General features: G+C 71.5%; 22 protein-coding genes and 1 pseudogene. 19 read left to right on the top strand and 4 right to left on the bottom strand.

Going from position 1 to position 26,644, the window contains the following annotated elements; all coding sequences use genetic code 11:
• Positions 1–4: 4 nt before the first annotated feature.
• From BJ971_RS02530 to mshB, 3 genes are read right to left on the bottom strand one after another with little or no spacing between them, the layout of a single operon-like run.
• Entirely contained in the window at positions 5–1,753 is a 1,749-nt protein-coding gene (locus BJ971_RS02530) for a VanW family protein (RefSeq protein ID WP_184989373.1), read from the bottom strand.
• Between the two features lie 52 nt (positions 1,754–1,805).
• A complete protein-coding gene (locus BJ971_RS02525; RefSeq protein WP_239087676.1) occupies positions 1,806–2,258 on the bottom strand; it encodes a hypothetical protein in 453 nt (150 codons plus the stop codon).
• Complete coding sequence (mshB, locus tag BJ971_RS02520) at positions 2,255–3,103, bottom strand: N-acetyl-1-D-myo-inositol-2-amino-2-deoxy-alpha-D-glucopyranoside deacetylase (protein WP_184998592.1); 849 nt, start codon at positions 3,101–3,103, stop codon at positions 2,255–2,257. Before mshB ends, BJ971_RS02525 begins: the two co-directional genes overlap by 4 nt.
• 106 nt (positions 3,104–3,209) lie before the next feature.
• Here mshB and BJ971_RS02515 point away from each other — a divergent pair, with 106 nt between their 5' ends.
• The 5 genes from BJ971_RS02515 to BJ971_RS02495 all read left to right on the top strand — a co-directional run bounded on the left by BJ971_RS02515 (position 3,210) and on the right by BJ971_RS02495 (position 8,718).
• The gene (locus BJ971_RS02515; RefSeq protein ID WP_221478720.1) at positions 3,210–4,961 is read left to right on the top strand and encodes a prolyl oligopeptidase family serine peptidase; all 1,752 of its coding nucleotides are present in this window, start codon (positions 3,210–3,212) and stop codon (positions 4,959–4,961) included.
• Complete coding sequence (locus BJ971_RS02510; RefSeq protein ID WP_184989368.1) at positions 4,958–5,476, top strand: Uma2 family endonuclease; 519 nt, start codon at positions 4,958–4,960, stop codon at positions 5,474–5,476. Before BJ971_RS02515 ends, BJ971_RS02510 begins: the two co-directional genes overlap by 4 nt.
• Before the next feature lie 37 nt (positions 5,477–5,513).
• Positions 5,514–6,068, top strand: coding sequence for a Uma2 family endonuclease (locus BJ971_RS02505; RefSeq protein WP_184989365.1), 555 nt, complete (start codon positions 5,514–5,516; stop codon positions 6,066–6,068).
• 80 nt (positions 6,069–6,148) lie between these two features.
• Positions 6,149–7,483, top strand: a complete 1,335-nt coding sequence (locus tag BJ971_RS02500) for a GH1 family beta-glucosidase (protein ID WP_184989362.1) — start codon at positions 6,149–6,151, stop codon at positions 7,481–7,483.
• Positions 7,480–8,718 carry an MFS transporter gene (locus BJ971_RS02495; RefSeq protein ID WP_239087675.1) on the top strand — a complete coding sequence of 413 codons (1,239 nt, stop codon included), beginning with the start codon at positions 7,480–7,482 and terminating at the stop codon, positions 8,716–8,718. The genes BJ971_RS02500 and BJ971_RS02495 overlap by 4 nt, the downstream gene beginning before the upstream one ends.
• A 40-nt stretch (positions 8,719–8,758) precedes the next feature.
• On the opposite strand, the gene BJ971_RS02490 is transcribed toward BJ971_RS02495, so the two are convergent.
• Positions 8,759–11,947, bottom strand: a complete 3,189-nt coding sequence (locus BJ971_RS02490; RefSeq protein WP_184989359.1) for a penicillin acylase family protein — start codon at positions 11,945–11,947, stop codon at positions 8,759–8,761.
• A 134-nt stretch (positions 11,948–12,081) separates the two neighbouring features.
• Here BJ971_RS02490 and BJ971_RS02485 point away from each other — a divergent pair, with 134 nt between their 5' ends.
• From BJ971_RS02485 to BJ971_RS02420, 14 genes and pseudogenes are all read left to right on the top strand, one after another.
• Positions 12,082–13,524, top strand: a complete 1,443-nt coding sequence (locus tag BJ971_RS02485) for a TldD/PmbA family protein (RefSeq protein WP_184989356.1) — start codon at positions 12,082–12,084, stop codon at positions 13,522–13,524.
• Complete coding sequence (locus BJ971_RS02480) at positions 13,521–14,909, top strand: TldD/PmbA family protein (RefSeq protein ID WP_184989353.1); 1,389 nt, start codon at positions 13,521–13,523, stop codon at positions 14,907–14,909. Before BJ971_RS02485 ends, BJ971_RS02480 begins: the two co-directional genes overlap by 4 nt.
• Positions 14,910–15,170: 261 nt before the next feature.
• Positions 15,171–15,359, top strand: a pseudogene (locus tag BJ971_RS42455) (hypothetical protein); the annotation flags it as partial.
• A 118-nt stretch (positions 15,360–15,477) separates the two neighbouring features.
• A complete protein-coding gene (locus tag BJ971_RS02470) occupies positions 15,478–15,888 on the top strand; it encodes a hypothetical protein (RefSeq protein WP_184989350.1) in 411 nt (136 codons plus the stop codon).
• Between the two features lie 157 nt (positions 15,889–16,045).
• Positions 16,046–16,849: a succinate dehydrogenase subunit SdhC gene (gene sdhC / locus BJ971_RS02465; protein ID WP_184989347.1), complete on the top strand. Its 804-nt coding sequence runs from the start codon at positions 16,046–16,048 to the stop codon at positions 16,847–16,849.
• 10 nt (positions 16,850–16,859) lie between these two features.
• Positions 16,860–18,770, top strand: a complete 1,911-nt coding sequence (locus BJ971_RS02460) for a fumarate reductase/succinate dehydrogenase flavoprotein subunit (RefSeq protein WP_184989345.1) — start codon at positions 16,860–16,862, stop codon at positions 18,768–18,770.
• Complete coding sequence (locus BJ971_RS02455; protein WP_184989342.1) at positions 18,770–19,777, top strand: succinate dehydrogenase/fumarate reductase iron-sulfur subunit; 1,008 nt, start codon at positions 18,770–18,772, stop codon at positions 19,775–19,777. Before BJ971_RS02460 ends, BJ971_RS02455 begins: the two co-directional genes overlap by 1 nt.
• 178 nt (positions 19,778–19,955) lie before the next feature.
• Complete coding sequence (locus tag BJ971_RS02450) at positions 19,956–21,041, top strand: LPXTG cell wall anchor domain-containing protein (protein WP_184989339.1); 1,086 nt, start codon at positions 19,956–19,958, stop codon at positions 21,039–21,041.
• A gap of 77 nt (positions 21,042–21,118) precedes the next feature.
• Positions 21,119–21,730, top strand: coding sequence for an alpha-ketoglutarate-dependent dioxygenase AlkB (locus BJ971_RS02445; RefSeq protein ID WP_184998587.1), 612 nt, complete (start codon positions 21,119–21,121; stop codon positions 21,728–21,730).
• Between the two features lie 247 nt (positions 21,731–21,977).
• Positions 21,978–22,697: an ABC transporter ATP-binding protein gene (locus BJ971_RS02440; protein WP_184989337.1), complete on the top strand. Its 720-nt coding sequence runs from the start codon at positions 21,978–21,980 to the stop codon at positions 22,695–22,697.
• Positions 22,694–23,410 carry an ABC transporter ATP-binding protein gene (locus BJ971_RS02435; RefSeq protein ID WP_184989335.1) on the top strand — a complete coding sequence of 239 codons (717 nt, stop codon included), beginning with the start codon at positions 22,694–22,696 and terminating at the stop codon, positions 23,408–23,410. The genes BJ971_RS02440 and BJ971_RS02435 overlap by 4 nt, the downstream gene beginning before the upstream one ends.
• Positions 23,411–23,422: 12 nt before the next feature.
• Positions 23,423–24,301, top strand: a complete 879-nt coding sequence (locus BJ971_RS02430; RefSeq protein ID WP_184989332.1) for a branched-chain amino acid ABC transporter permease — start codon at positions 23,423–23,425, stop codon at positions 24,299–24,301.
• The gene (locus tag BJ971_RS02425) at positions 24,298–25,344 is read left to right on the top strand and encodes a branched-chain amino acid ABC transporter permease (protein ID WP_184989330.1); all 1,047 of its coding nucleotides are present in this window, start codon (positions 24,298–24,300) and stop codon (positions 25,342–25,344) included. The genes BJ971_RS02430 and BJ971_RS02425 overlap by 4 nt, the downstream gene beginning before the upstream one ends.
• Positions 25,341–26,615, top strand: coding sequence for an ABC transporter substrate-binding protein (locus tag BJ971_RS02420; RefSeq protein ID WP_184989327.1), 1,275 nt, complete (start codon positions 25,341–25,343; stop codon positions 26,613–26,615). The genes BJ971_RS02425 and BJ971_RS02420 overlap by 4 nt, the downstream gene beginning before the upstream one ends.
• Positions 26,616–26,644 lie beyond the last annotated feature (29 nt).

Genomic DNA, 26,644 nt, shown 5'->3' with positions numbered 1-26,644 from the left:
CGAGCTACGGCTTCTCGCCGCAGATGAATCGTGGCTCGGGATCGTAACGCCAGGTGAACTTCTCGCGCTCGATCTCTTTGCCGTCCTTGCGGATGACGCGCCATGCGTCCTGGGTGAAGCCCGGCAGCCCGCTGCTGGTGATGCACTTCGGGCCCGGCTCGCGGTGCACCGTCGGCGGCGAGGTGACGTCGCGGCGCGGGCCGAGCACGGTCTTGACGCTGTCGTAGACCTTGGTGCTCCACATCGTGACCGTCACCGACCTGTTGGTGTACGACGTGTCGATGAAGATCCCGTGCGGCGTGGTGTTCTTGAACTTCAGGTCGAGCGTCGGGTAGAAGATCGTCGACTCGATGACCGCCGGGTAGCGGGAGAAGTAGAACGAGTGCGGCTTGTGCTCGACGTCCTCGAGCCCCGCGTAGTAGGCGGCGTTGAAGAGCGTCGTGGTGAACTGCGAGGCGCCGCCGCCGACGCCCGGTTCGAGCTTGCCGCCGACGATGACCGGGGCGTCCTGGTAGCCGGAGTCGTAGTCGCGCTCGCCGGTGTGCCCGTTCAGCGAGAACGTCTTGCCGGGCAGCACGAGCGCGCCGTCGACGGCACGGGCGATGGTCATGATGTTCTGGCTGCGCGGCGAGCCGCCACCGCCGGTGAAGTAGGTGGTGAAGGTGGAGACCTTCTCCTTGATGCCGAGCCTGGCCAGGTCGGTGTCGGTCAGGGCGGCGGCCTGCGAGGTGAGGCTCGCGGTGACGGCACGGGGCCCCGGGTTGGGCAGCATGCCGAGCAGCGCCGGGCCGAGCAGGTTCAGGTCAACCAGGTCGCCCGGCCGGCCCGCCACGATCTTCGGCTTCCCGCCTTTCAGAACGATCTTCGCCGCCTCGGGCGGGGTCTCGACCTTGGCGAACTCCTTCGCCGCGGCGGCGTGCAGCCGCACGCCGTCGATCGCCGGGGTCAGCAGGCCGTTGTCGTCGGCGCGGAAGACCAGGCCCTTGGAGATCGCCTTGGGCGTCAGGGTGAACGACCGGTCCCCGACGGTGACGGTGACCGGCGCCGCGACGGCCGGGACGGCCAGCCCGGCCAGCAGCCCGTCGACCTGCTCGGCCGTGGTCGCCGGCGGCCTGGTGACCAGTTCGATCACGGCCACGCCGCCGGTCAGCCAGGACTGCCGGATCGCGGCGGAGGCGGCCGCCACGTCGAGGTTCTTGCCCGGCGCCGGGTGGGTGGCCTCCGGCGTCAGCCCCGCGTACCCGATGCCGGGCTTCTTCATCGTGATCTGCTTCGGGCCCACCTGCCCGCGGAGCACCGCCTCGAGCTTCGCCTCGTCCAGCTCGATCACCGGCGGCACCGTGCGCCCGCCGAACAGCGCCGGGTTGCCGCTGCGGATGGCCCGGCCGACGGACAGGTCGACGTTGAGCGTCATGGCGATGTCGGCGGGCTCGATCGAGAAGGTCTTGCCCGCCAGGCTCACCGCGACCGGGTGGCTGGTGCGCGGCCCGACGCCGTTGGTCAGCGCGCGCTCGGCGTCGGTGCGGGACATGCCGCCCAGGTCGACGCCGAGGACGCTGGTTCCGCGCGGCACGTCGCCGCCGTACGCCCAGGCGCCCGCGGCCGCCCCCGCGATGAGCACGGCCGCCACGGTGCCGACCACGACGATCCGCCGGCGGCTGACCGGGCCCTCGGAGGGGCTCGAATCCTGCGGCGGCGCCGGCTGCGGCACGGTCGTTGGGGCCTGATCGACGGAGGGCTCAGAGGCGAACACGGCGCAAGTGTGCAGGCCAGGCGGCGATCGCGACAAACGCCACGAGGGGTCGTCACATCTTTGTGACAGGCGGCTGCTTCAGGATCTGGCGGTACAGGTACACCGCGAAGGTGAGGCTTCCCACAAAGATCATCACCAGCGCGACCCAGTTGTCCCCACTGATCAGATAGTCGCCCTCCGCGGTGCGGAACCCGGCCGCCGCGAAGAACGTGATCAATGTCCAGACCACCCACGGCGGCCCGAGCGCCCAGCGCCGCCCCACCGTCGTCAGCGCGAACCAGCAGATCGCCAGGTTGCCGACCACGGCCGCCGGCACCGCGACCCCGATCGGCACGCCGCCGACCCGCAGCGGGGTCAGCACCAGCTCCAGAACGGCGCTGAAGACGGCGGCGAGCATCGCGACGACCAGCCCGGCGGTCCGGATCGTCGCCTCGAGCGCCCGGCTCGGCTCGGCCGGTGCCGCCGCCGGGTCGGCCGACGGCGAGGTGGGAGCCTCGAGCGTCATCGCCCGACCACATTGCTGAACAGGTCGGCCTCCCACTTGTGCGGGCCGCCCACCTCGCCGCGCTCGCCCTTGACCAGGGTGAAGTACTCGACGCCCATGAACTCGCCGCCGAAGTCACCGGCAATGCCGTACAGCCAGGAGTTGGACGGGATCTGGGTCGCGTGCGCGCGCATCGCGGCGACCTTGCGCTCGTAGAAGTCCGTGCCGTCGATCCGGGCCGCGATCTCGTCGTCGGGGTGGCCGAACGGCAGGTCCTCGACGTTCTCCACGTCGGCGAACGGGTTGTCGTCCATGCCCCGGAACGCCTCCATGCCGCCCTCGAGCACGCTCAGCGGCATGGCGGTCCAGTAGATCTTCTCCGGCCCGAAGCCCTCGGCCTCGGCCAGCTCCGCCGCGCGCATCGCGACCCGGTGCGCCTGGATGTGGTCGGGGTGACCGTAGAAGCCGTTCTCGTCGTAGGTGATGAGGACCTGCGGGCGTACCTCCCGCATGATCTCCAGGCACTGCCGGGCCGCCTCCTCGAGGTCGGCCTGCCAGAACGCCCGCGGGTGGTCGTTGGTCTCCTGGCCCATCATCCCCGAGTCCCGGTAGCGGCCCGCGCCGCCGAGGAAGCGGTAGTCGGTGACGCCGAGCGCGGCGCAGGCCCGCTCCAGCTCGCCGATCCGCCACCCGCCTAGCTGGTCCGCCTGCCGGGCCTCGAGCTGCGCCAGCGCGGGGACGTGGATCTCGCCCTCTTCGCCGAGCGTGCACGTCACAAGGGTCACCCCGGCACCCTCGGCGACGTAGCGGGCCATGGTGGCGCCGGTGCCGGTGACCTCGTCGTCAGGGTGGGCGTGCACGAGCATCAAGCGGCGTGCGGGCAGCGCATTCGTCACGCGCGCCACTCTACGCGCGAGCGTGGGCGGCCCCCACCTGCGCGGTTTGCCGGGCGGGAGGTGCCGGTGATCGGCGATGCTGGTCGGCGTGGAGTATCCCGAGCTCGCGACCCGCACCGGCGGGTTCCGCTTCGGCGCCCCGCACGCCCTGACGGTCGGCGACGACGGCGCGCGGGTCGCCTTCCTGCGCTCGGCCGGCCCACGGGACCCGGCGCCCGGGCTGTGGTCCCTCGACGTCGCCACCTCGGCGCTCACCCTGGTCGCGGCGGGGCCCGTCCACTCGTACGCGGGCTCGGCGAAGCTCGACGTGCTGACCTGGGCGTACGAGGGCGGGCTGTTCTCCTCCACCGCAGGGCGGATCGGCACCGCCGACGAGGTCCTGGACCCGCGCCCCGACCCCACCGGGCGGCACATCGGCTACATCACCCCGGACGGCTGCCTGCGGGTGGTCACCGGCGGCGACGACCAGCTGCTCGCGGGCGAGGCCGGCGGCGGCGCGTCCTGGGGTGCCGCGGAGCCGGCCGCGGCCGAGTTCGGCCGCGACCGCGGCTGGTGGTGGTCGCCCGACGGAACCTTGATCCTGGCCGTACGGAGCACCCCCGCGCCGAGCCTGCACCTGCTTGACTTGCACGGCGGCTGGGTCGACGTGCACTGGGACCGGGAGACGTACCCGTACCTGGTCGACGTGCGCTGGGGCGGCGCCGGGAACGCCCTGATCACGGTGCTGCGCCGCACCCAGCAGCACGGCCTGGTGCTGTCGGTTGATCCGCGCACCGGCGAGACCCAGGTGCACGCCGAGCTCGCCGACGCGCGCTGGGTGGAGCCCGTGCCGGGTACGCCCCGGCTGCTGCCCGACGGCCGCGTCATGGTCGGCGGCGAGCTGGCACACGACGGCTTCGACGCCCGCTGCCTCTTCGCCGACGGCAGCCTGATCACCCCGCCCGGCCTCTACGTGCGCCGGGTCGCCGGCGTCCTGCCGCGGCCGACCGGCGGCCCCGAGATCATCGTCGAGGGCACCGAGGGCGAGCCCGCCGAGCAGCACGTCTTCGCGGTCCGCACGGCACAGGCCGGCGGGGTCAGCGCCCGCCGGCTCACCGCGGAGCCCGGCTGGCACACCGCGACGGTCGGCGGCGACGTGCTCGTCACCGACCTGACGGTCACCCGCGGCTCGGCCACCATGACGCTGCCGTCGCTGGCCGAGCCCTTGCCCTACACACCAGCGCCCGTCTTCGAAAGGGTGACCGACCGGCGGCTGCCGAGCGGGGTCCTCTACCCCACCGGCCACGTGACCGGCACCCGGCTGCCGGTCCTGCTCGAGCTGGGTGGTGGCCCGGGGAACCAGCACGTCGTGGCCGACCCGGCCCGGTGGCAGGAACGGCAATGGTGGGCCGACGCCGGCTTCGTCGTGGTCAGCGTCGACTCCCGGGGTACGCCGGGAGTGGCGCCCAGCTTCGAGAAGGTGATCTACCGACGGCTGGCCGACGTGGCGCTGACCGACCAGATCGACGCGCTGCGCTCCCTCACCGGCAAGCACCCCGACCTGGACCTGGGCCGGGTCGCCGTGCGCGGTACCGGCCTCGGCGGCTGGCTGGCGGCGGTCGCCGTGCAGCGCCGGCACGACGTCTTCCGCTGCGGCGTCGCCCGCGACCCGATCATCGACTGGGCCGAGCTGCCCGTCGCGTACGCGGAGCGCTACCTCGGCAGCCACGCCGACAACGCCGACGTCTACGAACACCACCGCGTGGAACCGGCGGCGGCCGGCCTACTGATCTCCCCCGCCGGGGGCCTGTCCGAAGAACTCGCATTCGTGACCCGGGAGTGTGCATGACGTCAACCCTGATCAACCGCAGCCTGCCGCTGGAGGCCCTCGCCACGACGGAGGCCGACTACCTGCACCTCGGCGAGACGTCGGCCCGCACGGAGCTGTGGGACGGCGGGGTACTGGCCTGCCCGAGGGACACGCCGAGGCATCAGATGATCTTGAGCGCGCTGGCCAACGCGCTCAAGGCGAACCGCACGGACCTGAACGTGATCGCGGGCGTGCCGGTGCACCTGGGGCCGGAGCGGATCGCGGTGCCGGACCTGATCATCGCGGGCACCATCGACCCGGACCAGCCGCTGGTCGACGCCAGGTCGGTGCGCCTGATCTGCGAGATCACGTCCCCGACCAGCGCGACGGTGGACTGGTCGCTGAAGATGCACGCGTACGCGCAGGCGGGCATCCCGTGCTACCTGGTGGCGGAGCCGGAGCGAGGGCTGCTGCACAGCTACATGCTGTCGGCGCAGGGCTACGTCGAGCAGTCGGTGATGCAGCTCGTCCGAGTCACCGGGCTGAATCTCTGAGCGGCACGATCATGCTCACCTGTGGGAAGCTCGGGTCATGACGTCCGCCATCTTCGGCCGGGGAACGCCGATGACAGAGGAGGAGTTCCTCGCGCTGGGCGAGACCTCCGAGCGCGTCGAACTCTTCGACGGGAGCTTGTACGTGACCCCCGCACCGACCCCCCGGCATCAGGTGATCTCTCGCAGGCTGGCGAATCTGCTCGACCCGGGCGCAGCCAAGGCTGGGCTGATCGTGATGGAAGCGGTCAATGTGCGGCTGCAACCAGGCCGTATCACGATTCCCGACCTCGTCGTGACGACGGAGATCGACCTGGATGAGTCCGTCATCGACGCCGGGGCGGTCCTGTTGGTCTGCGAGATCATTTCGCCGTCGAACGCGGCGACCGATCGAGTGCTGAAGATGCACTACTACGCCGTCGCGGGCCTGCCCTGGTACCTGCTGGTCGAGCCGGAGACCCGGACCATCCGCCTGTTCGAGCTCGTATCCGGTCACTACAAGGAGCAGTCGGTCACCGGAGAGGGCGCGGTTCTACACCTGAACGAGCCGCTGGATGCCGTGGTCTCACCCACGGACCTGCTCCCACCCGCCTGATACCTACCCTCCCGACCACTTCCGCAGCCCTTCACCCGGCACTAACCTGAGCCGCATTCACCTTCGAGGGGATGTGGGTCATGGACGCGCTGCCGAGCTTTCCGCCTGGGTTCCTCTGGGGCGTGTCGACCGCGTCCTACCAGATCGAGGGCGCCGTGCACGAGGACGGCCGGGGCGCGTCGATCTGGGACACCTTCGCGCACACGCCCGGGCGTGTCCGCGACGGCGACACCGGCGACGTCGCCTGCGACCACTACCACCGCTGGCCGCGGGACGTGGAGCTGCTCGGCGACCTAGGTGTGCGCGCCTACCGGTTCTCCATCGCCTGGCCCCGGGTGCAGCCCGGCGGCTCCGGGCCCGCCAACCCCCGCGGCCTGGACTTCTACGACGGCCTTGTCGACGCCCTGCTGGAGCGCGGCATCGCGCCGGTGCCCACGCTGTACCACTGGGACCTGCCGCAGGAGCTGGAAGACGCCGGCGGCTGGCTGAACCGCGACACCGCGTACCGGTTCGCCGAGTACGCGGCCATCGTCGCGGACCGGCTCGGCGACCGGGTCACCCGCTGGATCACCCTCAACGAGCCGATCGTGCACCTGGCCGAGGGCTACGCCTTCGGCAACGGCGCGCCCGGGCGGACGCTGATGTTCGAGGCGCTCCCGGCCGCGCACCACCAGCTGCTCGGCCACGGCCTGGCGGTGCGGGCCCTGCGCGCACGCGGCGCCACCGAGGTGATGATCACCAACAACTGCACGCCGGTGCTGCCGGCCGGCCCCGGGCCCGAGGACGCCGCCGCGGCCGCGCTCTACGACGCGTTCCACAACGGACTCTTCCTCGACCCGATGCTGACCGGCCGGTATCCGGAGCTACCGGGGCTCGGCGACGACTCGCCGTTCATCCACGACGGCGACCTCGACATCATCGGTACGCCCGTCGACGCGCTCGGCGTCAACTACTACCAGCCGACCCGGGTCGGCGCGGCGGGCGCCGACAGCCCGCTGCCGTTCGAGATGCTGCCGATCGAGGGCGTGCCGCAGACCGCGTTCGGCTGGCCGGTCGTACCCGGCGGGCTGCGCGACCTGATGGTCGGGCTGCGCGACCGCTACGGCGCCGCGCTGCCGCCGATCTACATCACCGAGAACGGCTGCTCCACGCAGGACGTGCCCGACGCGGCGGGCGTGGTGCACGACGCCGCGCGGATCGAGTACCTCGACGGTCACCTGCGCGCCCTGCACGAGGCCATCGAGTCCGGCGTCGACGTCCGCGGGTACTTCGTCTGGTCGCTGATGGACAACTTCGAGTGGGCCGAGGGCTACCACCAGCGCTTCGGGCTGGTCCGCGTCGACTACGACACCCAGCTCCGCACGCCGAAGGACTCGTACGCCTGGCTGCGTACGGCGTTGGCGGCCCAGCCGTGACCGTCCCGGACACCGCCACCGCGGAGCCGACCGCCCGGGTCGGCGGCCGCTGGATCACCCTGCTGTCGCTGGCCAACCTCGGCCTGTGGATGGCCTACTTCGGCCCGCTCCAGGTGCTGCTCCCCAACCAGGTGCAGCAGGTGGCGGGCCACGACAAGACCACCGTGCTCGGCATCGTCACCGGCGCCGGCGCGCTGGTCGCCGTCCTGGTCGGCCCGCTCGCGGGCGCCCTGTCGGACGCCACGACGGCGCGCACCGGGCGCCGGCACACCTGGATCGCCGTCGGGGCGCTGCTCGGCTGCGCCGGCCTCACCCTGCTGGCCGCGCAGCACACCGTGCTCGGGCTGACGCTCGGCTGGTGCGCGGCGCAGATCGGGCTCAACACCCTGCAGGCCGGGCTCACCGCGATCGTCCCGGACCGCGCTCCGGTACGGCAGCGCGGGCTGGTCTCCGGCTGGATCGGCCTGACCCAGTCGATCGGCGTGGTCATCGGCGTCCTGCTCGTCACGCTGGTGGTCGCCGGCACCGGCGGCTATCTGCTGATCGGCGTGCTGGTCGTGCTGACCGCGGCGCCGTTCGTGCTCGCCACGCCCGACCCGCCGGCGGCGCCCGGTACCGTGCCGCGGCTCAGCGCCCGGGCGCTGCTCGGCTCGTACCGGTTCAGCCTGCGCGACAACCCCGACTTCGCCTGGGCCTGGATCACCCGGTTCCTGGTGCAGCTCGGCAACGCCATGGCCACGCTCTACCTGCTGTACTTCCTGCGCGACCGGGTCGGCCACCCGGACCCCGACACCGGGCTGCTGCTGCTCATCGTCGTGTACACCGCCGCGACCCTGCTGACCGTCGTCGTCGGCGGGGTGCTGTCGGACCGCACCGGCCGGCGCAAGCCCTCGGTGATCGTGTCCGGGTACGTCATGGCCGCCGCGGCCGTGCTCCTCGCGTTCTGGCCGACCTGGACCGGCGCCCTGATCGCCGCGGCCGTTCTGGGGCTGGGCTTCGGCGTCTACCTCTCCGTCGACCAGGCGCTGATCACCCAGGTGCTCCCGGCCGCGCAGGACCGGGCCCGGGACCTCGGCATCATCAACATCGCCAACTCGGCACCCCAGGTGCTCGGCCCCGCGCTGGCCTTCCCGATCGTGGCCTACCTCGGCGGCTATCCGGTGCTCTACCTGACGGTGGCCGCCGTGACGGTGCTCGGCTCCGTCCTGGTCACGCGGATCCGCTCGGTCGCCTGACGCCGGGCCGCGGCGGCCCGGCGTCAGGACGACCCGCGCGCTAGCGCGAGTAGAGCTCCACCTCGTACGCCGAGAAGCCGTACGAGGTGGCCCGGGTCTGTCCGGTCAGGCGGACGTAGCGGGCGGTCGTGGCGGCGAAGGCGACGTTGTCCAGGCCGCCGTTGCCGCCGGTCACGGCCGACACCTGGGTCCAGGTGCTGCCGTCGGCGGATACCTCGATCTTGTACGCGGTCGCGTACGCCGCCTCCCACCTGATCACCATCCGGGCCACCGGCCGGCTCGTACCCAGGTCGATGCGTAGCCACTGGTTGTCGGCCGACGAGCTGGCCCACCGGGTGGTGAGGCTGCCGTCGACCGCGTTGGCCGCCGGATAGAACAGCTGGTTGCTCGACGCGGTGACCGGCCGGCCCGCCGCCAGGTTGGACAGGTCGTCGCCGCGCTTGGCCGGGAACGAGACCACCTGCTGGTACGTCGGGCGGTTCTGCCAGGCGATCGGGTCGTGGGTGATCCCGCCCAGCGGCGACTGCACGATGGCGTCGGCGCACCACTGGTCGGCGGCGGCGCAGTGCGTGTCGCCGGGATAGGTGGTGGCGGCCGGCTCGGCCAGCGCGGCCGAGAGGCTGGTCAGCAGCGCGCCGCGGCAGGCGCCGAGCGCACCCGCGCCGCAGTACGTCCGCGGCCAGCCCGCGACCTGGTCGCCCAGCGCCGCGCGCAGATCCTTCTCGACGTAGCCCCACCAGCCGTACTGGAAGGACGAGCCCTTGTGCGACTGCGCCTCGTTGGCCGCGCTCGGCAGGCTGGAGTGCCGCCCGGTCTGGCCGCCCGAGGGCGACTCGTTGATCTGGAGCGTGTCGACGAGCGCCTGGTACAGCCCGTCGCCCAGCCCGGACTCGAACTGCGCCGACACCAGCCGCGGCCACCACGCGTCGAAGATCCGGATGGCCTCGGCGTCCTGGTAGGTCCGGCTGCCTGCGGCGGTCTCGATCCGATGCGAGCCGCGCTGCTGCCAGGCGCGGAGCTTGGCCACCGCGGCCGCCTGCGCGGAGTCGGTGACCGTGCCGGTGTCGATCACCCGGAGCAGGTCGTCGAGCACCTCCGAGCCCCGCAGGTCGGTGGTGCCCGCCGACTCGACGACGCTGAGCAGCGACGCCCGGTCGAACCTCGTCCCGGCCTGCAACGCCGCCTTGATCGGCCGGTCCAGCAGGTCGGCGCGGTGCACCGCGCCGAAGCTGAAGTTGCCGTCAGCCGCGGAGTAGTCCGCCGCCTGCTTGTTGTTCCAGCTGACGAAGTAGTCCTGGTTGACCGCCTGCGGATGGCTCGCCTGCGGCTGGTAGGTGGCCGTGTTGGTGTCCGGGTTCCAGCCGGCCCACTCGTAGGCGGCCTGCGCCCGGGTGGGCAGGTTCGGGTCGGCGCCGGCCGCGCGCACCGGCGCGGCGCCCGACATGAAGTACGCCGCGTCGGCGGAGTTGACGTAGAACCAGTTGAACGCGAACGAGATCGTTCCCGCCGAGGCGGCGAACGCGGCCGGCGTACCCATCTGGTCGGGCTCGTTGAACATCTGGAACCCGATCGCCGAGTCGGCCTCGTGGCGGTACGTCGAGCGCAGGCTGGTGAACGCGACCGGCTTGCCGCCGACCAGGCCACGCCAGCTCACCAGCCCGTACTTGGTGCGCAGCATGGTCAGCCGGTAGGAGCCCGCGGCGGTCGAGTCGGCCGTCGTCGGCGCCCAGGAGTTGGTCCGCGACAGCGGCTCCATGGCGAGGCACTGACCGTGGTAGAGGTAGTGGGTCGAGGCGGCGGTCGGCGCGCTGCCGTCGGTCTCGCAGAGCTCGGCGGCGAAGGTGTCGGTGATGTCCTGCACCGACGACGTCGCGCTCCAGGCGTAGTCCGGGCCGCGGCCGATCAGGGTATAGAGGTTGAGCCCTGAGAAGGCGACGCCCCGGCTGCTGATCCCCGGCCCCTGCAACTCCTGGAGCATCAGCAGCTGCGGCGCGAAGTAGCCGGTCTGCGGGCCGAAGACGGCGACCGGGTGCCCGGTCGCCGAGTGGGCCGCCGAGATCACGGCCGCGTTGGACATGCCGCGGTGGCGGCCGTCCACCCGCAGCCCGCCGAGCGACTCGGCGATGGCACTCGTACCGGTCGCGGCGGCGGAGACGGCCGAGCCGGTCTTGTCGTAGACCAGCGGCTCGGGCGTCGCGGTGCCGGCGTCCGGCATCGCCACGCCGGCCGCGTTCGGATCGCCGGCGCCGTACGGGAAGGACTGCCCGTTGTGCAGGGTGAGCACGGCCTCGGGGTCGTTCTGCGACCGGAACGCCGTCCAGACCTGATCGCCGATCGCGGTGCCGTACTTCGCCCGGGCCGCGATCCGGACCAGGGCCGACTGCATCTCGGTGCCGCCACCGCCGCCGAACAGGCCGCCGATCACGCCGGCGACCGCGATCAGGTCGGTGAGCTGGAAGTTCACCGGGCCGCCGGCGTTGGTGGCCGCGTCCAGGTGACCGGTCAGCACGTACTCGCCGGGGCAGTCCCGGGCGGACATGCAGTCGGCGATGTACTTGTTGATCCCGGCGATGTAGGACTGCACGTCGCCGTAGAGCTGGGCGCCGCGAGCGCCGGAGGCACGCAGCGCGTCGATCTGCGCCTGGAGGTCCGCCTCCGTGTACGGCGAGTTGCGCCAGACGCTCTGCTCCAGCTCCCGGTTGCCGACCGCGCCGCCGGCGAACGAGGTCAGCTGGCCGCGGGCCACGTGGCGCATCAGGTCCATCAGGAACAGCCGGTCCTCGGCGCCGGCATAGCCCGCGCCGAACATCGTGCCGGCCCGGGTGGTGCCGGTGACATGCGGAATGCCGAGGGCCTTGTCGCGCACCACGGTCACGTCGGAACGCGGCGAGTAGCTGCGCTCCACCTGGTTGGCGGGCACGCCGTAGCTGCTGTCGTTGAAGAACGTGTTGATCTGCTGGCCGGTCAGGCCGGTGTAGTTGTAGGTCAGGTTCGCGTACCGGGCCAGTTGATCGCCGGAGTGCGCGGGCATCGTGCCGAAGGCCTGATGGCTCAGGATCTCGAGCAGGTCGGCGTTGCCGTTCTGCCCCGGCGGCAGGATGTCCGCGCATTCGCCGAGGCAGTAGTCGTTCGTGGAGTAGGCGGCCGCCGCGGGGGTGGCGAGCAGCGGGTTCAGCACGGTGGCCGCGACCAGGGTGACGGTGAGGAGGGGGGCAAGGCGTCGGCGCATGGGGGTTTCCCTTCCGGGGACGCACGAACGCGAGAAGGATTCATAATGTTACGCACGTGTGAACGCTCCACACCAGAGCATGACGACCATCGATTCAAGGAGAGAATGTCGGAGGCGCTCGCTAGGGTTCGGTCATGAGTGTTGATCACTTCGACGAGGCCGGCACGGCGGTGCAGGCCGCGCTCGACGCCGGGGCCCGATACGCGGACGCACGGGTGATGCTGCGCCGCACCGAGACGATGAGCGCCCGCGACGGCGACATCGAGGACCTCAGCTCGGACGAGAGCGCGGGCATCGGCGTGCGCGCGCTGGTCGGCTCGAGCTGGGGCTTCTACGCGGTGCCCGACCTGTCCGGCGCCGCCGCCCGCGCGGCCGGCCGCCGGGCCGCGGAGATCGCCGCCGCGAGCGCGCTCGTGCCGGGCCCGGCGATCGACCTGAACCCGGCCGCCGCCGTCACGGCGAGCTGGGCCAGCGGGTGCGAGATCGACCCGCTCTCGGTGCCGCTGTCGGTCAAGGGCGACCTGCTCGTGGCGGCCACCGCCGCCGCCCGCGACGCCGGCGCCGACCTGGCCGAGGGCATCTACCAGATCTGGGACACCCGCAAGTGGTTCGCGTCCAGCGACGGCCACCGCATCGATCAGCACATCCGCGAGTGCGGCGCCGGCATCACCGCCAGCGCATACGGCGACGGCGAGATCCAGCGCCGCTCCTGGCCCTCGCACCGCGGGCAATACGGCACCCGCGGCTGGGAGCTCGTCGACGAGCTGGCCCTGACCGACAATGCCGCCCGGATGGCCGACGAGGCCCGCGCCCTGCTCACCGCGCCACTGTGCCCGTCCGGCGAGACCACCCTCATCCTCGGCGGCGAGCAGCTTGCCCTCCAGATCCACGAGTCCGTCGGCCACGCGATCGAGCTCGACCGCATCCTCGGCTGGGAGGCCGCCTTCGCCGGGACGTCGTGGCTGGACCTCGACCAGCTCGGCACGCTGCGCTACGGCTCCGACCTGATGAACATCACCATCGACCCGACGATCCCGGGCGCGCTCGGCAGCTTCGGCTACGACGACGAGGGCTCCCCGGCGGTCAAGCGCGACGCGGTGCGCAACGGCCGCTGGGTGGGCGTGCTGGCCGGCCGCGACTCGGCGGCGATGGCCGGGCTCGACTACGCGGGCAGCGTGCGCTCCGACGGCTGGGCGCGGCTGCCGATGGTCCGGATGACGAACGTCGGCCTCGAGCCCGGACCGCACACGCTTGACGAGATCATCGCGGCGACCGACGACGGCGTCCTGATGGACATCAACCGCTCCTGGTCGATCGACGACCGGCGGCTCAACTTCCAGTTCGGCTGCGAGATCGGCTACGAGATCAAGAACGGCAGGCGGGGCCGGATGCTGCGCAACCCGACCTACACCGGGATCGGCCCGAAGTTCTGGCAGTCGATGGACATGCTCTCCTCGGAGTCGATCGCGTGGGGCACGCCCAACTGCGGCAAGGGCCAGCCCGGCCAGGTCGGGCACACCGGGCACCCGGCCGCACCGGCCCGCTTCACCAACGTCCGGGTGGGGGTGCGGTCATGAGCGTCGAATTGGATATCGCCGGGCGGGTTATTGAGCTGGTGCGGCGGCTGGCGGGGGCCGGCGCCGAGGCCGAGGTCCTCGCCGGGCACTCCGCCGAGGCGCTGACCCGCTTCGCGAACTCCGCGATCCACCAGAACGTGGCCGACGCGACCACCACCGTGCGGCTGCGGCTGCACCTCGACGGGCGGACGGCGGCCGGCTCGACGACGGTGACCGGCGCCGACGGCCTGGAGTCCCTGGTGGAGCGCACGATCGCCGCGTCGCGCCTCTCCCCGCCGGACTCCGCCTGGACCGGCCTCACGCCGCCCGACGCGCTGCGACCGGCGGCCGGCTTCGACGAGGCGACCGCGGCGGCCACCCCGCAGGACCGGGCCGAGCGCGTCCGGGACTTCGTCCGGGCGGCCGGCGGGCTCGAGACCGCGGGCTTCTGCCGCACCAGCTACACCTCCGGCGGCTTCGCCAACACGGCCGGGCACGCGGTGCAGGGCCGGGCGGCCGAGGCGGCGATGGACGGCATCGCCCGCCTCGACGGCGCGGACGGCGTCGCCCGCCGGGCGAGCGGACGCCTCGCCGACCTCGACGGCGCCGCGCTGGGCGTGCGCGCCGCCGCGAAGGCCCGCGCGGGCGGCCGCCCGATCGAGCTGCCGCCGGGCCGCTACGAGGTCATCCTCGAGCCGACGGCGGTCGCCGACATCCTCGGCAACCTGGCCACCTTCGGCTTCAACGGCAAGGCGTTCGCACAGCACCAGTCGTTCGCGGAGCTGGGCGCACAGCAGTTCGACGACGCGATCACCATCGTCGACGAGCCGCTCGGCGCGACGCTGCCCTTCGACCTCGAGGGCACCCCGCGGGACGCGCTGGTGCTGGTCCGCGACGGCACGACGAGCGCGGTGAGCCACGACCGCACCTCGGCCGCCGAGGCGGGCGCGGCGTCGACAGGCCACGCCTCCGAGGGCTCCCGCTCCTGGGGCCCGATCGCCGCCAATCCGTGCCTGGCGCCGGGCCCTGACGCCGCCGACTCCGACTCCGCCGACTCCGAGCCCGGCGACGGCCCGACGGAGGCGTCCGCCCGGGCGCTGGTCGCCCGGATGCGGCGCGGCCTGCTCATCACGGACTTCTGGTACACGCGGGTGCTCGACCAGAAGAGCCTGGTCATCACCGGCCTGACCCGCAACGGCGTCTGGCTGGTCGAGGACGGCGAGGTGACGGCGGCGGTGGGCAACATGCGCTTCACCCAGTCCTACCCGCAGGCACTGGGGCCGGGAGCCGTGCTGGGCCTCGGCGCCGAGGCGGTCGCCATGCCGGACCGGTGGTCCGGAGTCCGGTACACGGCGCCCGCCCTGCACCTGAGGTCCTGGAACCTCACCGGCAACGCCTCGGGCTGAGCCGCCACCGCGGGCAGGCCGGACAACGGCCTGCCCGCCGCCGGTAGCCCGTGGTCGGTGGTGGGCGGAGCATTGACCGGCGTGTTTCACTGGGCCGGTGAGTGCTGGATCGATGAGTGACGGGCCGGATGACCAGCGGCCCGACGAATATCAGGCCGCCTTCCGCCCGGCCGACGAGCCGACCACCGGCCCGCCCGCCGGCGCGAGCGCCCTGCCCGGCTCCAGCACGCCCACCTCGGGCGCACCACTCTCCACCGCCCCGACCTCAGGCGCACCCGTCTCAGGCGCGCCTGTCTCAAGCGCACCCGTCTCTGGCGCACCCGTCTCTGGCGCGCCTGTCTCTGGCGCACCCGTCTCTGGCGCGCCGGCGCCGACGTCTGGTGCTCCGGCGGCTGGTCAGGGTCCGGATGTCGCGCCCGCTGCACGCCGCCGCGGCTTCAGGCTCACTAACGCGGACGCCGGGCCCGAGGACAGCGCCACGAAGCGCCGTCGGCGGCGGCTCTTCGTCGCCGGGATCTCGATCGGTGCCGCGCTGATCGTCATCGCGACCTGTGCCGGCGGGCTCGCCGTGATCGACACCGTCTCCGACTTCCGCGACGACGCCGCCGCGGCCCGGGAGCGCCAGCGGCTCCGGGACGCCGCCTGCGTCGGCCTGGAGACCCGCCTCAACCGCCTCGTCCCGCCCGGCGCCACCACCAAGCCGCAGGCCAGGGCCGTCGCCGTACAGGACGAGAACGCCGCCACGCGGATCTACGTTGTACAGCTCCGGGACCAGCGGGCCGGCGACGGCTGGCGGCAGCTCCTCGACGCCCGTACAAGCTACGCCGAGGGGCTCGAGGCGCAGGCCAAATCCCGTACTCCGGCGTTCTACGTCGCCCCCGAGACCCATGATCAGGTCTCCGTGGCCGACGAGCTGATCCGCTGGTCACCGGCGCCCTGCGCGGGCGCGATCCGGCGATTGGCAACACCTGACCTGTAGTAAGCCTTCCCTTACACGCCACGAAGCTGACCTTCGTTGTAACGTGTGCCACACATTGCGGATGCACCCCGTCTGACAGGTAGAAACAGGGCAGACAGGATCAGGGCGCGCCCGCCGGCAGACGCAGGTCACTGTCAGCACCGTCAGGGAGACGTCAATGACGACGACGGCAACGAGGCCGGATCAGGGGCGCGCACGCGCCGCGATCGCGGCGAAGACGTTGCGTACGGACCGGTGGTGGTTTCCACCGCTGGTCACCTTCGTGGGACTTACCGCGTGGGTCACCTACGCCACCGTCCGGGTATTCATGCATCGGGACTTCTTCGTCCCGGCCTACCACTATCTGACCCCGTTCTACTCACCGTGTATCACCGACCGGTGCGGTGAGGCGGCCGAGTTCGGCACCCCGCTTCCGAGCGCGTGGTTCATTCCGGACGCGGCGTTCACCCTGCCGTTCCTGCTGCTCTTCCGCCTCACCTGCTATTACTACCGCAAGGCGTATTACCGCTCCTTCTGGCTTTCGCCGCCGGCCTGCGCCGTGCCCGACGCGCACGAGAAGTACTCCGGCGAGACGCGCTTCCCGCTGATCTTCCAGAACATCCACCGGTACGCGTTCTACGCCGCCGGGGTCATCTCGGTCATCAACACCTGGGACGCCATCATCGCGTTCCAGCACGACGGCAAGTTCGGCTTCGGGCTGGGCAACGTCATCCTGGTCGTCAACGTGGTGATGCTGTGGGCGTACACGTTGTCCTGCCATTCCTGCCGGCACATCGCGGGCGGGCGGCTGAAGCACTTCTCGAAGCACCCGGTGCGGTACCGCTTCTGGACCATCGTGTCCAAGCTCAACACCCGGCACATGGGGCTCGCCTGGATCACGCTCGGCACCCTCGCGCTGACCGACTTCTACATCATGGCGCTGGCGGCGGGCTGGTGGCCCGACCTGCGCTTCATCAACTAGAGGGCCCCCAATGACAACCCGAATCGAACGACACCACTACGACGTCGTCGTGATCGGCGCCGGTGGCGCCGGGCTGCGGGCGGCCATCGAGGCCCGACTCGCCGGCAAGCGGACCGCGATCATCTCGAAGTCGCTCTTCGGCAAGGCGCACACGGTCATGGCCGAGGGCGGCGCGGCCGCCGCAATGGGCAACGTGAACAGCCGGGACAACTGGATGGTGCACTTCGGTGACACCATGCGCGGCGGCAAGTTCCTGAACAACTTCCGGATGGCCGAGCTGCACGCCAAGGAGGCGCCGGAGCGCATCTGGGAGCTGGAGACCTACGGTGCGCTCTTCGACCGCACCAAGGACGGCAAGATCTCCCAGCGCAACTTCGGCGGCCACGAGTACCCGCGGCTCGCGCACGTCGGCGACCGTACCGGCCTGGAGCTGATCCGCACCCTCCAGCAGAAGATCGTCTCGTTGCAGCAGGAAGACTTCGCGGAGACCGGCAACTACGACGCGAGGATCCGGGTCTTCTCCGAGACCACGATCACCGAGCTGCTGCTCGACGGCGACAAGGTGGCCGGCGCGTTCGGCTACTACCGCGAGTCGGGCGAGTTCATTCTGCTCGAGGCGCCGGCGATCGTGCTCGCCACCGGCGGCGTCGGCCGCTCCTACAAGGTCACCTCGAACTCGTGGGAGTACACCGGCGACGGCCACGCGCTCGCGCTGCGGGCCGGCGCGACGCTGATCAACATGGAGTTCCTCCAGTTCCACCCGACCGGCATGGTCTGGCCGCCCAGCGTCAAGGGCATCCTGGTCACCGAGTCGGTGCGCGGCGACGGCGGCATCCTGAAGAACTCCGACGGCAAGCGGTTCATGTTCGACTACGTCCCCGACGTCTTCCGCCGGCAGTACGCGGAGACCGCCGAGGAGGCGGACCGCTGGTACAAGGACCCGGACAACAACCGGCGCCCGCCCGAGCTGCTCCCCCGCGACGAGGTCGCCCGGGCGATCAACAGCGAGGTGAAGGCCGGCCGCGGCACGAAGGCGGGCGGCGTGCTGCTCGACATCGCCAGCCGGCTGCCGGCCGAGGAGATCCAGCGGCGGCTGCCGTCGATGTACCACCAGTTCAAGGAGCTGGCGGACGTCGACATCACCAAGGAGCCGATGGAGGTCGGCCCGACCTGCCACTACGTGATGGGCGGCGTCGAGGTCGACCCGGACTCGGCGGCGGCGTTCGGCCACGTACAGGGCCTGTTCGCGGCCGGCGAGGTGTCCGGCGGCATGCACGGCTCCAACCGGCTCGGCGGCAACTCACTCTCCGACCTGCTGGTCTTCGGCAAGCGGGCCGGCGAGCACGCGGCGGCGTACACGGAGACGCTGGCCAAGCGGCCCAAGGTGGCCACCGGCGACGTCGAGTCGGCGGTGGACGCCGCGCTCGCCCCGCTGAGTCGTGAGGGCGGCGAGAACCCGTACACGTTGCAGCACGACCTGCAGGTCGTGATGGGCGACCTGGTCGGCATCATCCGCCGCGAGGGCGAGCTGTCCGACGCCCTCAAGCGGTTGCAGGAGCTCAAGGTGCGGGTGGCGAACGTCGGCGCGACCGGCGGCCGCCTGTACAACCCGGGCTGGCACCTGGCGCTGGACCTGCGCAACATGCTCATCGTCTCGGAGTGCACCGCGAAGGCGGCGCTGGAGCGCGAGGAGTCGCGCGGCGGCCACACCCGCGAGGACCACCCGAAGATGAGCCCGCAGTGGCGACTGGTCAACCTGGTCTGCTCGCTGGACGACGGCGGCGACGTGCACCTCGAGCGCAAGCCGGTGCCGAAGATGCGCGCCGAGCTGATCAAGCTCTTCGACCGCACCGAGCTCTCGAAGTATCTGACGGTAGAGGAACTGGCCGAGTACGACGAGGTAGTCGGGGAGGCGAAGTAATGGAGCGTCACTTTCGGGTGTGGCGGGGCGACTCGTCGGGCGGTGAGATCCAGGACTTCGACGTCGAGGTGAACGAGGGCGAGGTCGTCCTCGACATCATCCACCGGCTACAGGCGACCCAGACGCCGGATCTGGCCTGCCGCTGGAACTGCAAGGCCGGCAAGTGCGGCTCCTGCTCGATGGAGATCAACGGCAAGCCGCGGCTGGGCTGCATGACGCGGATGTCCACCTTCGAGGAGGACGAGACCGTCACGATCACCCCGCTGCGGGCCTTCCCGATCATCCGCGACCTGGTCACGGACGTCTCGTTCAACTACGAGAAGGCCCGCGAGACCCCCGCGTTCGCGCCGCCGCCGGGCGTCAAGCCCGGCGACTACCGGATGCAGCAGGTCGACGTGGAGCGCTCGCAGGAGTTCCGCAAGTGCATCGAGTGCTTCCTCTGCCAGAACACCTGCCACGTGGTCCGCGACCACGAGGAGAACAAGCCGGCGTTCTCGGGTCCGCGCTACTTCATCCGCGCGGCCGAGCTGGACATGCACCCGCTGGACGACCGCGGCGACCGCAAGGAGTACGCACAGGCGAGCCAGGGCCTCGGCTACTGCAACATCACCAAGTGCTGCACCGAGGTCTGCCCCGAGCACATCAAGATCACGGATAACGCGATCATCCCGATGAAGGAACGGGTCGTGGACCGCCGCTACGACCCGCTGGTGTGGCTGGGCCGCAAGATCTTCCGTCGGGACCAGCTGGAGAGCTCACCGGCCGGCTCCGCGCGGGAGTCGATGGCGCAAAGCACCAGCACGGGCGTCACCGGCGTCGCGGCGGGCATCGGCCCCTCGGGCGCCCGGCCCGCGGAGTCACCGCCGCTCAACGTCGACGGCCGGCTTGACGTCGCCGAGATGGTCGCGATGCAGGCGGGCGGCCCCTCGCCGTTCGGCGACGACCAGGAGTTCCCGTTGCCGGAGGGCGGCATCACCTACCGCCATCCGGAACCGGACAAGGACTGATCACACCCGGAAAGGCCCGCCTCGGCGGGCCTTTTCTCTTTGACCCGGTGCGGCCCAAGCGGTATAGACCGTTCTGTCGGAGGGAAGGCCCGTCTTTCTATTTCGGTACGGCGCACGGGTCGAAAACGTTTCAGTTCTGCGCTACCTTTCCGTCCACCCACCGAACGGAAGGCTGGACATGTCTGCTTGGCTCCGGCGCGGTACGGCCGCGACCTACGCCGCGACCCTGGGCGTCCTGCTCCTTGGCGCGCCCGCCGCCGCGGCGGCACCGTCGGCCCCGGCGCCGACCGGCGCCGCGGCCGCGCGCAAGGCCGCCGCGCCGCCGGCCAGCGTCGACGCCCGGCTGTTCCTCTACAACGAGCACGGGCAGGCCGCGGTGGCACCCGGTGACACCGTCACGTTCGTGATGTCGACGGCCGGCTACCCGGAGAACGTGCCGCAGCACAAGACCGTCGTGCTGGAGCTTCCGGAGGGCGTCACGTTCCGCTCGGCCACCAACCAGCACGCCTCCGGCCCGTGCGTGCCGGACGCCGCCGGCCGGAAGGTCACCTGCACGACCCAGGACCCGGTCGACCAGCTGCCGGCGACCAACGGCGCCTGGTGGGTGACGACCGACTTCAGCGACGAGCTGCCGCTCGGCGAGTACGTCACCGCCAAGGCCACCCTCACCACGGAGATCCCGGACCCGGAGCAGGACAACAACGTCTCGAGCTGGGACGTGTTCGTCGCCACGACCGGCGACATGTCCGTCGCCATCAGCGCGCCGCCCGGACCGTGGAAGGTCGGCGACAAGTTCGACGCGACGTTCAAGGTGCACAACTTCGGCCCGTACCGGGCGCCCTTCAGCCTCAGCTCGGGGATCAACCCCGTCTCCGGCCTGCGGTACTCCGGCTGGCCGGAAGGCTGCGGCTTCGACCCGGGCGAGATGCAGTGCACGTTCGGCGTGCTCGAGGCCGGTAAGACGTTCGAGTTCACCATGCGTTTCGAGGTGACGGAGTACGACGCGGACGGGATCTCGCTGACCCCGACGATCTACCCGGGGAACCAGGACACCAACGCCGCCAACGACAAGGCCAGCTACCGGGCCAAGATCATCAAGCCGTCCGCCTCCCCGTCGCCGTCGCCCACCGGCGGCCAGGCCGGCGGCGAGCCGACCCTGCCGATCACCGGGGCGCCGGCCGTCCCGCTCGCCGCCGCCGGGCTGAGCCTGCTGGCCGCGGGGGCGGGCGCCCTGCTGCTGGCCCGGCGCCGCCGCACCTCCTGATCGTCACACCTGCGCCGCATTGGCACACGCGTGCTAATGCGGCGTAGGGTGTCCGGGTGACCGCCTACCAGCCGTCGATGCTCGACCTCATGGCCGGCACCGCCACCACGCTCGGGCCGCTGCCCGGCGGCCCGGTCCGCCACCGGCTGTCCGCGGGCGCCTGGGTGGACGTGCTGCCGGGCTGGGTGCGCGGCTCGGACCCGGTCTTCGATACCCTGCTCACCGCGGTCGACTGGCGGGCCGAGCGCCGCCAGATGTATGACGGCGTCGTCGACGTCCCCCGCCTGCTCCGCTGGTACGGGCCCGGCGAGGCCCTGCCGCACCCGGCGCTGACCGACGCGCGCGACCGCCTCTCGGCGCACTACGGGCCCGAGTTGGGCGAGGAATTCGTCACGGCCGGCATGTGCCTCTACCGCGACGGCCGCGACAGCGTCGCGTGGCACGGCGACACCCGCGGCCGGTCCTCCCGCGAGGACACCATGGTGGCGATCGTCTCCTTCGGCTCCCCGCGAAACCTCCTGCTGCGCCCCCGCGCGGGCGGCGAGACGCTGCGCTTCCCACTGGGCCACGGCGACCTGATCGTGATGGGCGGCTCCTGCCAGCGCACCTGGGAGCACGCGATCCCCAAGACGGCGAGGCCGGTCGGCCCCCGGGTCAGCGTCCAGTTCCGCCCGATCAACGTCGCCTAGCCGGCACACACCCTCCGCCGCGCCCGCCCCCCGGGCGCCGTTCGTCGTGCGCTCCGATCCGGTCCATCGATGACTTACGATACTTTGAGGCACGGAGTGGTCACGCTCCGCGCCCGAAACCTTTGTCGAGCTCGATGTTTCGGGGCTATTGACACCGGGTCTCAAGAACTTACACTCCAAGTGTAAATAGTTACCCGCGTCACATCCTCCACCTAGGACAATGTCCGCCCTCAATGCCGAGGTGACGATGCCCCCTCCAGAAACCGCCGAGACCGACAAAGGGCTCGTTCTACATCAGATCGGTGTCCGCTTCGGTGGCCTCGTCGCCCTCGACGGCGTCTCGCTGCGGGTACCGCCCGGCCGGACGGTGGGCGTCATCGGCCCCAACGGCGCCGGCAAGACCACCCTCTTCAACGTCGTCTGCGGCTTCGTCGCGCCGACCACCGGCGCGCTCACCCTCGACGGCAACCCGCTGCGGCCCCGCCCGCACCGCCTGGCCCGCCTCGGCATCGCCCGGACCCTCCAGGGCGTCGGCCTGTTCGCCGGCATGACGGTGCTCGAGAACGTCATGGTCGGCGCGGAGCACGCGGGCAAGCCGGCCGATTCCGCGTGGGAGGTGCTGGAGCGCTGCGGGGTCGCCGAGCACGCGCACGCCCTGCCCGGCGGCCTGCCGTACGCGGTACGCAAGCGGGTCGCCCTGGCCCGCGCGCTCGTCGCCGAGCCCCGCCTGCTCCTGCTGGACGAGCCGGCCGGCGGCCTGGGCGCCGACGAGATCGCGCAGCTCGGCGAGCTCATCACCGGGCTGCCCTGCGCCGTCCTGCTCGTCGAGCACCACATGGACCTGGTAATGGCCGTCTGCGACGAGATCCTCGTGCTCGACTTCGGCAAACCCGTCGCGCACGGCACCCCGGCCGAGATCCGAACCAACGAGGCGGTCGCCGACGCCTACCTCGGTGCCGCGGCATGAGCGCGTTGCTGGAGGCCGAACAGGTCACGGTCGGGTACGGGGCCGCGCCCGTGCTGCACGACGTCGACCTGGCGGTGCCGGCCGGTGCCATCACCGCCGTACTCGGTGCGAACGGCGCGGGGAAGACGACGCTGCTGCGTACCCTCTCGGGTCTGCTCCGGCCGGCCCGGGGCCGGATCCTGCTCGACGGCCAGGACCTGCGCGGGGTCCGGGTCGAGGAGATGGTGCGCCGCGGGGTGGCGCACGTGCCGGAGGGCCGCGGGGTCGTCACCGAGCTGACCGTCGACGAGAACCTGCGGCTCGGCGGCCTGTGGCGCAAGGACCGCGCGGACGCGAAGCGGGCGCTGGACGAGGTGTACGACCTCTTCGAGCCGCTCGCCCGCCGCCGCCGCTTCCCCGGCCACCAGCTCTCCGGCGGCGAGCGGCAGATGCTCGCGCTCGGCCGGGCGCTGGTCGGCCGGCCGCGCCTGCTGCTGCTGGACGAGCCGTCGCTGGGCCTGGCACCGAAGGTGACCGGCCAGATCATGGGCCTGCTGCGCACCCTGCGGGACTCGACCGGCCTGACCGTGCTGCTTGTGGAGCAGAACGTGCGCAGCGCGCTGTCGGTCGCCGACACCGGCGTCGTGATGTCGCTGGGCCGGGTCGTCGCCGGCGCGGACGCCGCGACGCTGCGCGAGGACGAAGACATGCGACACGCATACCTCGGATTCTGAGAAGGGAGGGCCATGGACCGGTTCGTGTTCTTGACGTTCGACGGCCTGGGCCGCGGCGCGGTGTACGCCGCGTTCGCCCTGGCATTGGTGCTCATCTGGCGGGCCACCCGGATCGTGAACTTCGCGCAGGGCGCGATGGCGGTGGCGACCGCCTACGTCGGCTACTCCGTCTCCACCGCGACCGGCTCGTACTGGCTCGGCTTCGTGGTGGCGGTCGTCGGCGGGCTGCTGCTCGGCGCGGCCGTCGAGCGGGTGGTGATGCGGTTCGTCGACCATTCGTCCCCGCTCAACGGCGTGGTGGTCGCGCTCGGCCTGGTGCTTGTCATCCAGGGCGTGCTCGGCATGACCTACGGCAACGAGTTCCGGCCGGCCGGCGCGCCGTTCAGCCGGGACGCGTTCGACGTCGGCGGGATCGCGCTGCTGTCGCGCTTCGACCTGTTCGTGTTCGCGGCCGTCTTCGCCGTCGTCGGTCTGCTGGCGGTCCTGTTCACCAGGACGAACGTCGGCCTGCGGATGCGCGCCTCGGCGTTCGCGCCGGACGTGTCGCGGCTGCTCGGCGTCAACGTCGGCGGGATGCTCACGCTCGGGTGGGCGCTGGCGGCGGCGGTCGGTTCGATGGCCGGCATGCTCGTCATCCCGACCGAGCTGGGCCTGCATCCGAACGCGATGGACATCGTCTTCGTCTCGTCGTTCACCGCGGCCGTGGTCGGCGGGCTGGACAGCCCGTTCGGCGCGGTGGCCGGCGGGCTGATCGTGGGGCTGCTGCTCTCCTACGTCAGCGGCTATCTGGGCGCGACCGTCGCCCCGATCGCCGTCCTGCTGCTGCTCGTCGTCGTGCTCCTCGGCCGCCCCGGCGGCCTCTTCTCCCGATCGGCGGCGAGGGCGGTATGAGTGCGACTCTGGCCCCGGCGGTGAGCACGGAACGGCGCGCACCCGAGACGAGGCGCAGGACCCGGTACCTGCTGTGGACGGTCGCCGCCGCGGTGCTGATCGTCGCGCTGACCTACGTCCTGCCGCCCTTTCGCAACTACCAGCTCGCGACGGTCGGCGCCTACCTCTGCGTCACGGCCGGGCTGACCGTTCTCACCGGGCTGAACGGGCAGCTGTCGCTCGGGCACGGCGCGCTGATGGCGACCGGGGCGTACACGGTCGCGTTGCTTCAGGAGCGGCTGGCCGGGCAGGGGCAGTGGACGCTGCTGGTCTCGGTCGTCGCGGCGATCGTGGTGACCACCGTCGCCGGCGGGATCGTCGGGCTGGCCGCCGCGCGGCTGCGCGGCCCGTACCTGGCCGGGCTCACCCTGGCCGTCGCCGTGGTGGTGCCGGCCATCACCAGCACCTTCGACAAGACCTTCAACAGCGATCAGGGCCTGTCCGTCTACGTCGACCCGCCGCCGCTGGCGCTCGGTGCGACGTTCCCGTACGAGCGCTGGCAGGCCTGGCTGACCTGGACGGGCGCGCTGCTCACCATGTTCGTGCTGGCGACGCTGGTCCGCGGCCGGTTCGGCCGGTCGCTGCGCGCCGTACGCGATGACGAGGCCGCCGCCCGCATCGCCGGGGTGAACGTCGCGCGCACCCAGGTCATGGCGTTCGTGGTGAGCGCGGCCTGCGCCGGCCTCGGCGGTGCGCTCTTCGCGGTGCTCGCACAGAGCGTCTCGCCGGGCGCGTTCCCGCTGTCGCTCTCCCTGTTCCTCGTGATGGCGATCGTGATCGGCGGGCTCGGCAGCCTGGCCGGCGCGGTCTGGGGCGCGGTCCTGCTGGTCGCGCTCCCCGCCCTGACCCATTCGGTCACCGACTCGGTCGACGTGTCACCGGCGGTCGCGCAGCGGCTCGAGGGGAATCTGCCGCTGGCGCTCTTCGGCATCACGTTGATCGTCGTCATGCTCGCCGCCCCCGGCGGCATCGCATCCCTCAAACCAAGAAGGAGAAAGGCATGAGACGCATCTGGTCCGCGCTCGCCGCGATAACCCTGGTCGCCGCCGCAACAGCGGGTTGCAGCGACGACGGCACGGGCGGCAGCAGTGGCGGCGGCAGTGTTCCCGGCGTGACCGCAACGGACATCCTCGTCGGCACGCACATGCCGCTGACCGGCCCGGCCGCGGCCGGCTACTCGAAGATCGCGCCGGCCACCAAGGCGTACTTCGACTTCGTGAACGCGAGCGGCGGCGTGCACGGCCGGAAGATCAGCTACAAGATCATGGACGACCAGTACAACCCGGCGAACACCCAGCAGGTGGTCCGCGAGCTCGTCCTCCAGGACAAGGTCTTCGCGATCCTGAACGGCCTCGGCACGCCGACGCACACCGGCGTGCTCGACTTCCTCAAGACCAACCGGGTGCCCGACCTCTTCGTCGCCTCGGGCAGCCGCAGCTGGAACCAGCCGGACAAGTACCCGGGCACGTTCGGGTTCAACGTCGACTACACCACCGAGGGCAAGATCCTCGCCTCGCACGTCAAGGAGACCCTGCCCGGCAAGAAGGTCTGCTTCCTCGGCCAGGACGACGACTTCGGCCGCGACAGCCTGGCCGGCATAGAGAAGATCCTCGGCCCGGTCGCCGCCAAGCAGTCGTACGTCACGAGCAACCCGAACGTCGGCCCGCAGATGGGCGCGCTCAAGCAGGCCGGCTGCCAGGTGGTCATGCTGGCGACCGTGCCCGGCTTCACCGCGCTGAGCCTTGGCACCGCCGCCAAGATCGGCTTCAAGGCGCAGTTCGTGGTCACGCAGGTCGGCGCCGACCTGCGCACGCTCTCCAAGCAGCTGGGCGCGGCCACGCCGCTGACCGAGGGCCTGATCTCGGCCAACTACCTGCCGCTGAGCACCGACGACGCCAACCCGTGGATCCAGCTCTTCAAGAAGGTGAACGCGCAGCACAACGGCAACGCCGAGTTCGACAACAACATCGTCTACGGCATGTCCGTCGGCTACCTCTTCGTGCAGAGCCTCCAGGCGGCCGGGAAGGATCTGACCCGGGAGGGGATCATCGCGGCGGTGGAGAAGGGCGGATTCCAGGGGCCGGCCAACGCTCCGCTGCGCTTCTCGGCCGACAACCACTCCGGGTACGGCGGCGAGCAGCTGACCAAGGTCGAGGGCGGTAAGCAGGCGTACTTCGGCACGCCGTACCAGACCGACGACGCCGACGGGCCGGTCGCGGCGTACTCGGCGCAGGCCGCGACTCCGCCGCAGAACGGGATCCCGGCTGCCTCCTAGCACACGAGCGAGGCAAGAGAAACGGTTGC

Origin of the sequence: Amorphoplanes digitatis (assembly GCF_014205335.1) — a bacterium.
GTDB lineage: Bacteria > Actinomycetota > Actinomycetes > Mycobacteriales > Micromonosporaceae > Actinoplanes > Actinoplanes digitatus.
Note: the sequence above shows the minus strand (reverse complement) of the source record. Positions and strands in the feature narration are given on the sequence as shown.